Source organism: Shimia biformata (assembly GCF_016888515.1).
Taxonomy (GTDB): domain Bacteria; phylum Pseudomonadota; class Alphaproteobacteria; order Rhodobacterales; family Rhodobacteraceae; genus Shimia_A; species Shimia_A biformata.
In genome coordinates this window covers 1,135,369-1,147,822 of sequence record NZ_JAFEJK010000001.1, presented here as the reverse complement: position 1 = coordinate 1,147,822, position 12,454 = coordinate 1,135,369, and the positions used below count along the sequence as shown (strand labels likewise).

The window sequence follows — 12,454 nt, the reverse complement described above, 5'->3', positions numbered from 1 at the left end:
TCCTTGAGATAAGCCCAAGCGCTGGCTTACAAAAGGGGAAATGACGCAAAGGAATGGCGCAATGACGCCCAGACCGCCAAGGCTTGCCGTGCGCGCAGTGATTGTGGACCAGGACCGCCTGCTGGTGGTTAATGCCTTTCCCGATGGGCGCGGCGATCTTTGGTGCCTGCCCGGCGGTGGCGTCGAGACCGGCACGTCGTTGCCTGAGAACCTCGCGCGTGAGGTGCATGAGGAAACCGGCCTGACCATTCGTGTCGGCCCGCCCTGCTTGGTAAACGAGTTTCACAACCCTGAAACCGGCTTTCATCAGGTCGAGGTGTTTTTTCGCTGTTCCGTTCTGGACGGTCGGCTGGACAGGGGTTGGCGCGACCCCGAGGCGGTGGTGACAAAGCGGCGTTTTGTGACGCGAGACGAACTGGCAGCATTGCCGCACAAGCCCGGCTCTCTGGCCGATGTCGCCTTTGGTCGGGGCATGGGATATGACCCGCTGGAAATCATGGTGAAGCCGTCAAATGGCCCCGCGCTGTGGTGAGCGGCTAGCGCCGGGACAGCGACAGTGCCACCCCGCCCAAAACCACCACCCCGGCAGCCAGAAGCTGCGGCGTGACGGCCTCGGCCAGAAACAAAACACCGCCGATCGTCGCGATCACCGGCACAGTCAATTGCGCCACCGCTGCGCGCCCCGGACCAAGCGCGGGGATGATCGCATACCACAGCGCATAACCCATACCCGAGGTGACCACTCCCGACAGGATTGCCAGCAGCGCCGCCTGCGCGGTCGTTGGCAGACCACCCCCAAGCCCCCACCACAGGGTCAGTGCGACAGGAATGGCCAGCACGAAATTCATCGCTGTCCCTTGCGTTGCGTCGGTTTCCTGTCGCCCGGTCAGAGAATAGACACCCCAGCCAATCCCGGCGGCGACCATGAACAGCGCATGCGGGATTGAGATTGCCACCTTTTCAGAAGGCCACAACAGCCACACCAGCCCACAGAATGCCAACGCTGCCCCAATCCACTGCATCGCCCGCAACCCTTCTGTTCGGGCGGCGACGCCCAGCATGGTCACCTGCACCGTGCCAAACAGGATCAGCGCGCCCAAGCCCGCATCTAGGTCGCGATAGGCAAGCGAGAAACCGAAAAGATAGAGAAGCAGCATCGTGACCCCGACCGCCCGACGTCCGCCGCCAATGGCAATCCTCTTTTGCTGGATCGCGACGATCACCGCCAGCGCCGCCGAGCCCGAGATCAGCCGCAGCGTCGCAAAGCCAACCGCGTCAAACCCCGCGCCCGCCAGCGCCGCGCGGTTCAGGACCGAGTTCGCAGCGAATGCGGCCATGGTCAGCGCAGTTAGCAGAAACAGGCGCATCGCTGCCTTCCTTTTCGATTTGTTCAGCTGGGGTCGCGCCACCTGTTGACAATGGGATAGCGCCGGTCCAGCCAGAACGCCTTTTTCGACAGGCGCGCGCCGGGGGCCGACTGGAACCGTTTGTATTCGCTGATATAAAGCAGATGCTCGACCCGTTTCACCGTGTCACGGTCAAATCCGGCGGCAACACAATCGGCCACAGATTTTTCCTGATCGACCAGCATGGTCAGGATGGCGTCCAACTCGTCATAGGGCGGAAGCGAATCCTCGTCTTTCTGGTCCGGGCGCAGCTCGGCTGAAGGGGGTTTCTCGATGATCGAGACGGGGATCACCTCACCCTTCGGGCCCATCATCCAGTCGCGATGGGTCTCGTTGCGCCAGCGCGAGGTCTCAAACACCCGCGTTTTGTACATGTCCTTGATCGGGTTGTATCCGCCCGCCATGTCGCCATAGATCGTGGCATAGCCCACCGCCACTTCGGACTTGTTTCCGGTGGTCAAAAGCATCTCGCCGAACTTGTTGGACAGCGCCATCAGAAGAAGCCCGCGAAGGCGGGACTGGATGTTTTCTTCGGTGATGTCGGGCTGGGTTCCTTCAAACAACGGCGCAAGCGTGTTGGTGATCGCAGCACGGCCTTCCGAGATCGGCACGAAGTCATAACGCACGCCAAGCCGTTCGGCGATGTCCTTGGCGTCATCGAGCGACCCTTGCGACGTGTATTCAGATGGCAGCATCACGCAGCGCACGTTCTCCGACCCAAGCGCGTCAACCGCGATCGTTGCAACCAAGGCCGAGTCGATGCCGCCCGAAAGCCCCAGTAGAACCTTCTTGAACCCGGTCTTGCCCATGTAGTCGCGCAAGGCTTCGACACAGACCCGGTAATCCTGTTCCTCACCGGCAGGCAGAACCGCCTTGGGGCCGTCTTCGCAACGCCAGCCGTCATCGGTGCGAATGAAATCGACATGGGCCGTGACCTCGTCGAAAACGGGCAGCTGCACCGCCAATTGTCCGCCGGGATTCAGGACGAATGAACCACCGTCAAAGACCTGGTCATCCTGCCCGCCGACCATGTTGAGATAGACCAGCGGCAACCCCGTTTCGACCACGCGCGCGACCATGTGGTTCATGCGGCGGTCGAACTTGTCGCGGTAATAGGGCGATCCGTTGGGCACCAGCAGGAATTCGGCGCCGGTCTCGGCCAGAGTCTCGGGCACGTCCTCGAACCAGGCATCCTCGCAGATCGGCGACCCGATGCGGGTGTTTCCAATCGCATACGGCCCGCCCAGCGGTCCGCTGTCGAACAGCCGCACCTCGTCAAAAACGGTGTAATTGGGCAGGTGGTGTTTCAGCTGGGTCGAGACGATCCGGCCTTTGTTGAGGATGAAATAGGCGTTGAACAGCTTGTCACCCTCGGCAAACGGGCCACCGATTGCCATTGCCGGGCCATCTGCGGTTTCCTCTGCCAGTGCCTTGATCCGCGCCAGTGCCGCCGCCTGCACGGCGGGTTTCATCACCAGATCCTGCGGGTTGTAGCCAAGAATGAACATCTCGGGGAAAGCCACGAGGTCAGCACCGGCGTCGCGCGCCTCGGTCCAGACCGACAGCGCCTTTTGTGCGTTGCCTTCGATATCGCCCATCACCGGGTTGGCCTGGGCCAGCGTCAGCCGAAAACGGTCTGCCATGCTGCTCTCCGTCGCATCACGTGACTACAATCAGGGCGCAGATGTAGCAGATTGGCGGCGGGGGGAAAGGACTTATGGCCGAAAGGCGTTGCCCCTTGGCCTCCCGTGATTTAACTTTCGCCATGAAACCGGAAAACCGGACAGCGTGGGACCCACGGGGAAAGAGAATGAGCAGACGTACCAGATTTTCGCTCGTGACGCTTGTCGCGGCCGGCGCGCTTGGCAGCGCGGCCATAGCACAGGGCGACGAGGTCCTGACCAAGCAATACGATGATGGCGGTGTTTATGAAGGCACCTTCAAAGGGGGCCTGCAACACGGTCAGGGCACCTATCGCCTGCCCAACGGCTATGAATACACCGGCGAGTGGGTCGAAGGCGAAATTCGCGGCCTCGGCATGGCGCGTTTCCCCAACGGCTCGGTCTATGAGGGCGAGTTCGCCAAGGGCAAACCTCATGGTATCGGCAAAATCACTTTCACCGACGGCGGCACCTATGAAGGTGACTGGACTGACGGCAAGATCACCGGAAACGGCGTTGCGATCTATGCCAACGGGGTCCGTTATGAGGGCGCGTTCCAGAACGCCATGCACCACGGCAAAGGCACGATGACCAGCCCCGGCGGGTATGTCTACCAGGGCGACTGGGTCAATGGCGTGAAAGAGGGTGAAGGTGAAATCACCTATCCCGATGGCGCAAAATATGTCGGCGCCATCGCCGCCGGAGAACGCGAGGGGCGCGGTGTCCTGACCATGCCTGACGGTCTGGTTTACGAAGGCGAGTGGCAGGCCGGCCAAATCCACGGCATCGGAATGCTGACGCAACCCAATGGCGACCAGTACGAAGGCACGCTTGTGGCCGGTCAGCGTCAGGGCAAGGGCAAGGTCGTCTATGCAAACGGTGATGTCTATGAGGGCGAGTTTGCGGATGACAAACGCCACGGCATGGGCACGTTCACGGGGGCCGACGGCTATGTCTATGTCGGGTCCTGGGTGGCAGGCCGCATCGACGGCGAAGGCATCGTGACCTATCCTGACGGCTCGGTCTATGAAGGCCAGTTTCGCGCCGATCTTGCGGACGGTGTGGGCAAGATCACCTATCCCGACGGTTCCGTCTATGAAGGCGAATGGCAGGACGGCGTCATCAATGGCCTTGGCCGCGCGACCTATGCAAACGGGCTGGTCTATGAGGGCGAGTTCAAGGATGCCAAGAACCACGGTCGCGGGGTGATGACCTATGCCGATGGCTATCGCTATGACGGCGATTGGCAGAACGGCCAGCGCCACGGACTTGGCACCGCGACCTATCCCGATGGCACCGTCTACACCGGCAATTTCGTCAACGGACAGCGCGAAGGCATCGGCGAGATCGTGATGCCTGACGGATTCAAATATGCCGGCGAATGGAAAGCCGGAGAGATCAGCGGCATGGGTGTCGCAACCTATGCCAATGGCGATGTCTACGAAGGCACGTTCAAGGCCGGCAAGCGGCAGGGCGAAGGCACCATGCGCTATGCCAGCGGTGAAGAGCAGAACGGCAACTGGGAAAACGGTGCGCTGGTGCAGAACTAGGGATCACGCCGTCCATCAATGAAAAACGGCGCCCTTCCGAGCGCCGTTTTTTTGTCAGCCCCGCGCAAGCTCGAGGAAGCGGTCGATCTCGTCATCCGGGATCGACCAGTCGCAAACCAGCCTCGCCTCCACCGGTTCGCCCGGATCATCGCCTTCCAGTGACCCCGACCAGATGTGGTAAACTGCACCCGCCGCAAACAGGCGCTTGTGAGCCACTCGGGGCATGGCAAAAAAGACGATGTTCGCCTGGGGTTCATACATGAAAGTGACGCCCGGCACCGACTTCAGGCCTTCGACCAACCGCGCACATTTGGCGTTGGCGCTGCGGGCACAGTCCAGCCAGGCATCTTCGTTCAGATACCCCGCCATCTGCGCGGACAAATAGCGGTGCTTTGAAAACAAATGCGCCCCACGTTTGCGGCGCAACTCAAACTCCCACGCCTTGGCAGGATCGAAGAAGATTACCGCCTCGACTCCAAGGCAGCCGTTTTTCGTACCGCCAAAGCACACAACGTCCACCCCGGCTTTCCAAGTCATGTCTGCCGGTGAGCAATCCAAAGCGACCAGTGCGTTTGCAAACCGCGCACCGTCAAGCTGCACTGACAAATCGTATTCCTTGGCCACCGCACAAAGGGCGCGCAACTCGTCGAGCGTATAGATCGTTCCGCGCTCGGTCACCTGAGTAATCGAGACCGGGCCGCGCTGAGGTCCATGCACGCCACGGTTTTCCTCTTTGCAGATCGCCTGACGCAGGGCATCCGGAGTCATCTTGTCGCCGGTCCCGACCAGCGTCAGCTTGGCGCCGCCGGTATAGAACTCGGGTGCATTGCACTCGTCCTCGTGGATATGCGCCACGGGCGAGCAGAATACGGTTTCGAACGGCTGACACAGTGTTCCCAGCGACAGCGCATTTGCCGCCGTCCCGGTTGCCACAAGATAAACCGCCGCCTCGGGCGCCTCGAAAACCTCGCGGATGCGGGCCCGGACTTGATCCATCAGGGGATCGGCACCATACGCCTTTGCAAAACCGCTGTTCGCAGCCATCACCGCGTCCATGACGGACGGGTGCGCCGGGCCGGAATTGTCAGAAGCAAAGAACATCAGGTCGGCTCCTCAATGATATGGTCTTCCCATTCATCCTCGGGGGTCTCGAATTCGGACACCGTGCGGTGGCGGATGGAAATCCCGGCGCGATGTACGCTTTCTGGATCACCCGAGATCAGCGGGTGCCAGTCAAACAATGGCTTGCCCTGCCAAAGCAGACGATAGGCACAGGTGCGTGGCATCCAATAGGCGTGGGTGTCCAGGTTGTCGGGCTTCAGCACGATACATTCCGGCACGAACTGGTGCCGGATATCGTATTGCACACAGCGGCAGGTGGAATCGTCAAGCAGCCGACAGGCGACACGGGTCAACGCGACCTCACCAGTATCCTCGTCCTCAAGCTTGTTGAGACAGCATTTACCGCAGCCGTCACACAGGGCTTCCCATTCCTTTTCCGACATCTGGTCAAGGCGTTTTCGTTCCCAAAACCGCTTGCCCAGACCATCACGCTCGATCGGGTCTTTCTTCATGCTGATGCCAATATCTCGCGGGCGCGGACGCAATCAGCATCCATCTGCGCGATCAACGCATCGAGCCCGTCGAACATCATTTCGGGGCGCAGGAATTCGACCAACCCAACCGACAGATGCGCGCCATAAAGGTCGCCCGAGAAGTCGAACAGGAAGGTTTCGATATTGGCAACGTCGCCGCCGAACATCGGGCGCACCCCCAAACTGGCCGCGCCACGATAGCTGCCTTGGTGCGGGCCATCCAGCACGTCAACCAGCACCGCGTAGACCCCGAACTTCGGCGGGTGCAGCCCGGCGATAGACATGTTCGCGGTGGGGAACCCCAACTCGCGGCCGCGCTGCTCGCCCCCGATCACCGGCCCGTCGATCCGGTGCCAATGACCCAGCATTGCGGCGGCGTCGCGCGGGCGCCCTTCGGTCAGGGCGTTGCGGATCGACGTGGACGAGACCTGCCCGTCGCCTCTTTCCAGAAGCGGCGCGATGGTGACACCGAAGCCCATCTCTGCGCCAAAGCGGACAAGATCCTCGGCCCGGCCTGCCCGCCCTTTGCCAAAATGGAAATCCGCACCCACGACCACGTGGTCCAGCCCCAGTCCCTCGGCGATCACGTCACGGGCAAACTGTTCGGGCGACAACGATGACATCGCGACGTTGAAAGGCAATTCATAAAGCCGTTCGACCCCCAGCTTGGCAAGACGGTGCGCTCGGGTCTCGGCGCTGGTCAGGCGGAATGGCGGCGCGTCGGGAGCAAAAAACTCGCGCGGGTGGGGCTCGAAGGTGACGACCCCCAGCGGGGCATGCGGTGCCGCGCGCCGCGCCAGGTCGATGACCGACTGATGACCGATATGCACGCCATCGAAATTCCCGATGGCGGCGCTGGCGCCCTTGTCGGCGTCACTGACAAACTGGTAGTCGCGGATGATGCGCATGGCGAAGGGGTAGCCGCCAACCGCCGCAGGATCAAGCGCGACCTTGCGGCTTTTTACTGGTCACAAATACCCATTGCGGCGCCGTTCGGCCCGGCGTGACATCAGATCAGTCGAACTTGCGGCTGGGCGCCAGAACGGTTGCCTCACCGATCAACACCTTTTTGCCGTCCACTGCACAGTGGCAGTCCAGTTTCACCCGGCGCTTGGACATGTCGATGTCAACAACCTTGACCTCGGCATAGACCATGTCGCCCGGACGCACGGGCGCCAGAAATTTCAAGGTCTGTCCCATGTACACGGTGCCATGGCCGGGCAGTTGTTCACCGATCACAGCCGAAATCAGGCCAGCCGTCAGCATCCCGTGCGCGATCCGGCCTTCGAAGATCGTGTCCTGGGCATAGTCGTCGTCCAGGTGTACCGGGTTCCGATCGGTCGAAACCTGGGCGAACATTTCGATATCCTCATCGGTCACGACTTTGCGCAGGTGACGGGACATGCCCATTTCGATGTCTTCGATGCAGATGGTTCCGCGCGGCATGTTGTCCAACATTCGACCCTCCGGGCTGCAGTGTATCAGCAATATTCAGACCACAACGGCCCTCACTGAGAAACTTTATTACTTTGCAGCTGCAGAAAATCAACCCCTAATCGGGTCAGCGCAACTGACCAATCGTGAAGGTCGGAACGCTGTTTTCCTTTGTCAGATAGGTTTTGAGCGCCTCAGGGTCGGGCTGGTGCGACGTTTTAGTTTCCCGTGCGGCTAACCCGCCCGAGATGAAAAGCGAATCGATATCTTCACCCATCGCGCCAGCAATATCCGTATGCACCCCGTCGCCGATCGCCAGGATCGCACTATCCGCAATGTCCTTGCCCAGCGCAGCCAGCCGACGGCGGGCCAGGTCGTAAATCGGCGGGTGGGGTTTGCCGAAATACAAGCTCTCGCCACCCATTTCGGTGTAAAGACGCGCCAGTGCGCCCGCGCACCATTCGCGTTTCTCACCGCGGTCAACCACGATATCGGGGTTGGCACACAAAAGCTTCATGCCCTTCTGCTTGGCATAAAGGAACGCCGCCCGGTTGACCTCAGGGTCGGCAAACGGGTCGTCGGGACCGCAGCAGACGATGCCCTCGGCCTCATCAAGCTTCACGATCTCGATCTCGACCGGGTTTTCGATCACGTTCAGTGGCTCGAAGAAACCGGCATCCCGGTCCCAGTCACCCATGAACAGGACCTTGTTGCCGACCGCGCCACGGAACATCGCGGCGCGGGCACTGTCGCCCGACGACGCAATCGAGTCATAGGCATCCGCCGGGACATTGAAGCCCGAAAGCTGCTCGGCCACCCCCGCGCGCGGCTTGGGCGAGTTGGTGACCAGAACCACGATCCCCCCCTTGCGCCGATATTCCTGAAGCGCTGCGACAGCCTCGGGATAGGCGGTGATACCATTATGAACGCAGCCCCAGAGATCGACGAACAGCGCGTCATAGCGGTCTGAAACATCGGCAAGGGAATTGATGATCTGGGTCATGGGGCGCTCCGCACGGTTTGGGTTCGCGCGGTTTATGGCGAATGACGTCGGGTTTGGCTATGCCCAAGCGCCGATTTGCCCTCAACTGGGCGGCAAAAGGGAGGACACAATGGACCAGCACCTGTTTCTGGCAGAAGAACACACGCTGTTGCGCGACCAACTGCGCCGGTTCGTGGAAGAACGCATCAAACCCAATGGCGACGCCTGGGAGGAAGCGGGCTGCGTCCCACGCGAGGTCTTGCGCGAGATGGGCGAACTTGGCTTTCTCGGCATCCGCTACCCCGAGGAATACGGCGGTTCAAACATGGACAGCCGGGCAACGGCAGTCCTGGCCGAGGAATTGGGCAAATCAACCTATTCCGGCGCGGCGATCACGGCGCTGGTGCATACGGACATGGCTTCGGTGCATATCTTCAATGCCGGGACGGAAGCGCAGAAGGCAAAATATATGCCCGACATCATCGCCGGGAAAAAGATCTGTGCCGTCTGCGTCACCGAACCCGGAGCCGGGTCGGACGTGAAGGGCATCCGGTCCTATGCGCGGCGTGATGGGGATCATTTCGTCCTCAATGGCTCAAAGATCTTCATCACCAACGGGGTGCATGCCGATCTTTATTGCGTCGCCGCCAAGACCGACCGCGACGGCCCTGCCAGCCAGTCAGTGACCATGTTCCTTTTGGAAAAGGGTATGCCGGGATTCGATGTTGTGCGGCAACTGGACAAACATGGCTGGCGGTCCTCGGACACGGCGGAACTGGCCTTCACCGATGTCAGGGTTCCGGTCGAGAATATGCTGGGCGAGGAAGGGCGCGGGTTTTATGCGATCATGCAGAATTTCCAAAACGAGCGGCTGGTCGCGGCGGCGGCTGCGGTTGGGGAAAGCCAGGCTGCGCTTGATATGACCATCGCCTATACCCGCGAACGCCACGCATTTGGCGCGCCGCTCTGGGGTCAACAAACGATCCGCCAGCGCCTGTCGATGCTGGCCGCGCGGGTCGCGGCGGCGCGGGCATTTGTCTATCAGACGGCGGCGCGGGACGCGGATGGTCAGGACGTGGTGCGCGAGGTCTCGATGCTGAAATCCCTGTGCGGGGAGCTGGTCAACGAAGTCATGTATGACTGCCTGCAATTCCACGGTGGGTCTGGCTACATGCGCGGCATGGCAATCGAGCGGATGGCGCGCGACGCCCGTGTGCAGTCCATCGGCGGCGGCGCGACAGAAGTGATGCTGGAAGAGGTCGCCAAGCGGCTTTGACCGGAACCGCCCGCACCGGGGCGCGGGCGGCGGCGTACAGATCAGCGCATCTGGAACAGTTCCTGGTGGAAGTCTTGACGCACCGGGAAACCTGCGGCGGCGAAATTGTCGCGGATCGCATCGCCAAACCCGGTGGGGCCGCAGAACCAGATGCTGGCGTCGCGCCAATTCGGCACTGCGTCGCGGACCTTGTCTCCTGTCAGGTGGCCATCGCGGGCCGCGATCAGGATGTGCAGATTCACGCCGGCCTCTTCCGCCAGTTCACGCAAATGTGCAAGCGCGGTCTCATCGACATCCGCAGTGCTGTGGAACAGGTGGACGTCATGTGTGTCGCCTTTCTGGATGCGGTGGTGCATGCGGGCGATGAAAGGCGTGATGCCGATGCCGCCGCCGATCCAGATTTGAACCGGCTTGTCATCGTCGAAGGTGAAACACCCATAGGGGCCTTCGATCGTTCCGGTCATCCCGGGTTTGACGATCTTCAGAACCTGAGACGTGTGGTCGCCCAGCGCCTTGGTGACAAAGGTGATCTCGCGCATGTCCGGATCCCAGGCCGATGCGATGGTGTAGGGGTGCGCGCCTTCATGTCGGTCAGACGTCACAAAGGCAAACTGCCCCGGTTCATGGCCGCGCCAACCGTCACCGATGATCCCGGTTACGCGCGCGGAACGGACACCGGGGAAATGCTCGACCTCGGTCAGTGTCGAAGGCGCCATGCGCCCGGCGCCGATGCGCCCGAGCAGCGACACAAAGGCTGCATAACTGCCTGTTGCTAAAAGAACGGCCAGCACAAGGCCAAGCGGAGTTGTCCAATAGTCAAACTCGGTCAGGACGACAGTGTGAAATACCAGCGCAAGATAGGCGAGAGGGAACAACTTGTGCAGCTTGCGGAACACGCCATAGGGAATGCGGTGAATCAGCGCCGCAGCAACCAGCAGAAGCGCGATGTAAAAGGCCCACTCGCCGATGCCTTCGGCAAGGTGACGATATTCGCGCAGCGCGCTTTCCAGCCCATTCTCGATCGGTGCCCGAGGGCCGCGCTGCGGGCGGGAAAGCCACCCTGCCTGAACTGCCCACTTCGGAGCCTCGACCCAAAGCCAATGTGAAATCGCGACGACCGCCGCACCGATCCCCAGCCACTTGTGCAAGCGATACATCTTGTCCAGCCCACCCAGCGGTTTTTCAGGCCATCTCGGGCGGATAGAAAGGAACATCGCGACGCTGAAACACCCCATCGCCAGAACACCGCTGTATTGCAGCATCTGATTGCGCCATTCAAAGACGCCGTTGGCGCCAAGGAAGTCCGGGGCGGCAACCACCCACAAAAGTGTGAGCAAGGCCAGAATCCCCCAGAAACTACGTTTGATAATGGTCATGGCGGGCTCCTTCGTTACGTCGGTCTTTTGGCGTCAACACGCAGTCGCCGCCCCTTGAAAAAGGGGCGCGCAGGTGCGGTTTCCGCCTGGTCTGATATGGTGTTGGGCACAGCGGGCAACGCCGACGGCCATTGTTACAGCAGCCTTTCCCCGCCTTTCTCAACACTGTCGATGTAGGTGTTTTCATGGGATTTTTCAGGGGACAGCGCCAAGATGACGCGGGGTGAAAAACGAAAAATCAGGTTGCCGAAGTGACGTTGGGCACGCATCCGGCCAGTGTTGCGCTGAACGGGTGACAGGTAAACCTTTGCGTGGCAGGCTGGGGGCAGGAAACATTTTCAAGCGCGAGGATTTTTTGCATGGACAAACCCACCCTTTTTCACATCCCGGTCTGCCCGTTTTCACAGCGGCTTGAGATACTGCTGTCACTCAAAGGGATGAAGGATGCGGTCAATTTCAGCGTCGTGGATATCACCAAACCCCGCGACCCTGCCCTACTTGAAAAAACACGCGGCACCACCGCGTTGCCGGTGCTGGAAATGCCAGATGGCCGCATTCTGAAAGAGTCCCTGGTGATCCTGCGCTATTTCGACGAAGTGCTGGGCAACCCCATCGCGCGCTCCGACCCGTTCGAACGCGCGATTGAACGCCTGATGATTGCCAAGGAAGGCCCGTTCACAATGGCGGGCTACATCATGGTCATGAACCAGGACAGGGCCGCGCGCGACGGGCTTCGGGACAAGCTGCTGGGGCTTTATGCCGATCTTGGCGACTTTCTTGAGTGGCAGAACCCCGGCGGGCTTTTCCTGTTTGACGATTTCGGTCTTGCCGAAACGGTATTTACCCCGATGTTCATGCGGTTCTGGTTCCTTGATTATTACGAAGATTTTGACTTGCCGGACGAGCCCAGGTTTGCCCGCGTGCGGACTTGGCGGGACGCCTGTCTTGCCCATCCTGCGGCGCAGCAGGTCACCAAGGAAGAAATCGTGAAACTCTATTACGACTATGCGCTTGGTTTGGGGAACGGCGCCCTGCCCGAGGGCCGCGCAGTGTCAAGCTTTACCTTCGACACCGACTGGCGCGATCGGCCTTGGCCACCACGGGACAAATGGTCCCCTTCACCCAGCGACGCCGATCTGGGACTGGTGGTCTGAACGGCGTCGGCCAACAAAAA

At 60.8% G+C, this 12,454-nt stretch carries 12 protein-coding genes; 4 read left to right on the top strand and 8 right to left on the bottom strand.

The window, feature by feature from the left end:
- The first annotated feature begins 61 nt into the window (after positions 1–61).
- Entirely contained in the window at positions 62–532 is a 471-nt protein-coding gene (locus tag JQ863_RS05610; RefSeq protein WP_204113327.1) for an NUDIX domain-containing protein, read from the top strand.
- Between the two features lie 4 nt (positions 533–536).
- Here JQ863_RS05610 and JQ863_RS05605 read toward each other — a convergent pair whose 3' ends face one another.
- Both JQ863_RS05605 and JQ863_RS05600 read right to left on the bottom strand, forming a co-directional pair.
- Positions 537–1,367 carry a DMT family transporter gene (locus JQ863_RS05605; RefSeq protein WP_204113326.1) on the bottom strand — a complete coding sequence of 277 codons (831 nt, stop codon included), beginning with the start codon at positions 1,365–1,367 and terminating at the stop codon, positions 537–539.
- A 23-nt stretch (positions 1,368–1,390) separates the two neighbouring features.
- Positions 1,391–3,049, bottom strand: a complete 1,659-nt coding sequence (locus JQ863_RS05600; protein WP_204113325.1) for an NAD+ synthase — start codon at positions 3,047–3,049, stop codon at positions 1,391–1,393.
- A gap of 167 nt (positions 3,050–3,216) precedes the next feature.
- Here JQ863_RS05600 and JQ863_RS05595 point away from each other — a divergent pair, with 167 nt between their 5' ends.
- On the top strand, positions 3,217–4,617 hold the full coding sequence (locus JQ863_RS05595; RefSeq protein ID WP_204113324.1) for a 2-isopropylmalate synthase: 1,401 nt from the start codon (positions 3,217–3,219) through the stop codon (positions 4,615–4,617).
- Between the two features lie 54 nt (positions 4,618–4,671).
- On the opposite strand, the gene JQ863_RS05590 is transcribed toward JQ863_RS05595, so the two are convergent.
- The 5 genes from JQ863_RS05590 to JQ863_RS05570 all read right to left on the bottom strand — a co-directional run bounded on the left by JQ863_RS05590 (position 4,672) and on the right by JQ863_RS05570 (position 8,649).
- The gene (locus tag JQ863_RS05590) at positions 4,672–5,718 is read right to left on the bottom strand and encodes a threonine aldolase family protein (protein WP_204113323.1); all 1,047 of its coding nucleotides are present in this window, start codon (positions 5,716–5,718) and stop codon (positions 4,672–4,674) included.
- Positions 5,718–6,191, bottom strand: a complete 474-nt coding sequence (locus tag JQ863_RS05585) for a YcgN family cysteine cluster protein (protein WP_204113322.1) — start codon at positions 6,189–6,191, stop codon at positions 5,718–5,720. The genes JQ863_RS05590 and JQ863_RS05585 overlap by 1 nt, the downstream gene beginning before the upstream one ends.
- On the bottom strand, positions 6,188–7,120 hold the full coding sequence (locus tag JQ863_RS05580; protein ID WP_204113321.1) for a bifunctional riboflavin kinase/FAD synthetase: 933 nt from the start codon (positions 7,118–7,120) through the stop codon (positions 6,188–6,190). The genes JQ863_RS05585 and JQ863_RS05580 overlap by 4 nt, the downstream gene beginning before the upstream one ends.
- Positions 7,121–7,226: 106 nt before the next feature.
- Positions 7,227–7,670, bottom strand: a complete 444-nt coding sequence (locus JQ863_RS05575; protein ID WP_204113320.1) for a MaoC family dehydratase — start codon at positions 7,668–7,670, stop codon at positions 7,227–7,229.
- 103 nt (positions 7,671–7,773) lie between these two features.
- Positions 7,774–8,649 carry a TIGR01459 family HAD-type hydrolase gene (locus JQ863_RS05570; protein ID WP_204113319.1) on the bottom strand — a complete coding sequence of 292 codons (876 nt, stop codon included), beginning with the start codon at positions 8,647–8,649 and terminating at the stop codon, positions 7,774–7,776.
- A gap of 109 nt (positions 8,650–8,758) precedes the next feature.
- On the opposite strand from JQ863_RS05570, the gene JQ863_RS05565 reads away from it, so the two are divergent.
- A complete protein-coding gene (locus JQ863_RS05565) occupies positions 8,759–9,904 on the top strand; it encodes an acyl-CoA dehydrogenase family protein (RefSeq protein WP_239113212.1) in 1,146 nt (381 codons plus the stop codon).
- Between the two features lie 41 nt (positions 9,905–9,945).
- On the opposite strand, the gene JQ863_RS05560 is transcribed toward JQ863_RS05565, so the two are convergent.
- The gene (locus tag JQ863_RS05560; protein ID WP_204113318.1) at positions 9,946–11,280 is read right to left on the bottom strand and encodes a ferredoxin reductase family protein; all 1,335 of its coding nucleotides are present in this window, start codon (positions 11,278–11,280) and stop codon (positions 9,946–9,948) included.
- Positions 11,281–11,639: 359 nt separating this feature from the next.
- On the opposite strand from JQ863_RS05560, the gene JQ863_RS05555 reads away from it, so the two are divergent.
- A complete protein-coding gene (locus JQ863_RS05555; RefSeq protein ID WP_204113317.1) occupies positions 11,640–12,434 on the top strand; it encodes a glutathione S-transferase family protein in 795 nt (264 codons plus the stop codon).
- Positions 12,435–12,454 lie beyond the last annotated feature (20 nt).

What these genes read in the sequence shown, in the direction of transcription:
- JQ863_RS05565 (WP_239113212.1), top strand. Translation starts at nt 8,759, where the DNA reads ATGGACCAGCACCTGTTTCTGGCAGAAGAACACACGCTGTTGCGCGAC.
- JQ863_RS05560 (WP_204113318.1), bottom strand. Translation starts at nt 11,280, where the DNA reads ATGACCATTATCAAACGTAGTTTCTGGGGGATTCTGGCCTTGCTCACA.
- JQ863_RS05605 (WP_204113326.1), bottom strand. Translation starts at nt 1,367, where the DNA reads ATGCGCCTGTTTCTGCTAACTGCGCTGACCATGGCCGCATTCGCTGCG.
- JQ863_RS05595 (WP_204113324.1), top strand. Translation starts at nt 3,217, where the DNA reads ATGAGCAGACGTACCAGATTTTCGCTCGTGACGCTTGTCGCGGCCGGC.
- JQ863_RS05580 (WP_204113321.1), bottom strand. Translation starts at nt 7,120, where the DNA reads ATGCGCATCATCCGCGACTACCAGTTTGTCAGTGACGCCGACAAGGGC.
- JQ863_RS05570 (WP_204113319.1), bottom strand. Translation starts at nt 8,649, where the DNA reads ATGACCCAGATCATCAATTCCCTTGCCGATGTTTCAGACCGCTATGAC.
- JQ863_RS05590 (WP_204113323.1), bottom strand. Translation starts at nt 5,718, where the DNA reads ATGTTCTTTGCTTCTGACAATTCCGGCCCGGCGCACCCGTCCGTCATG.
- JQ863_RS05610 (WP_204113327.1), top strand. Translation starts at nt 62, where the DNA reads ATGACGCCCAGACCGCCAAGGCTTGCCGTGCGCGCAGTGATTGTGGAC.
- JQ863_RS05585 (WP_204113322.1), bottom strand. Translation starts at nt 6,191, where the DNA reads ATGAAGAAAGACCCGATCGAGCGTGATGGTCTGGGCAAGCGGTTTTGG.
- JQ863_RS05575 (WP_204113320.1), bottom strand. Translation starts at nt 7,670, where the DNA reads ATGTTGGACAACATGCCGCGCGGAACCATCTGCATCGAAGACATCGAA.
- JQ863_RS05600 (WP_204113325.1), bottom strand. Translation starts at nt 3,049, where the DNA reads ATGGCAGACCGTTTTCGGCTGACGCTGGCCCAGGCCAACCCGGTGATG.
- JQ863_RS05555 (WP_204113317.1), top strand. Translation starts at nt 11,640, where the DNA reads ATGGACAAACCCACCCTTTTTCACATCCCGGTCTGCCCGTTTTCACAG.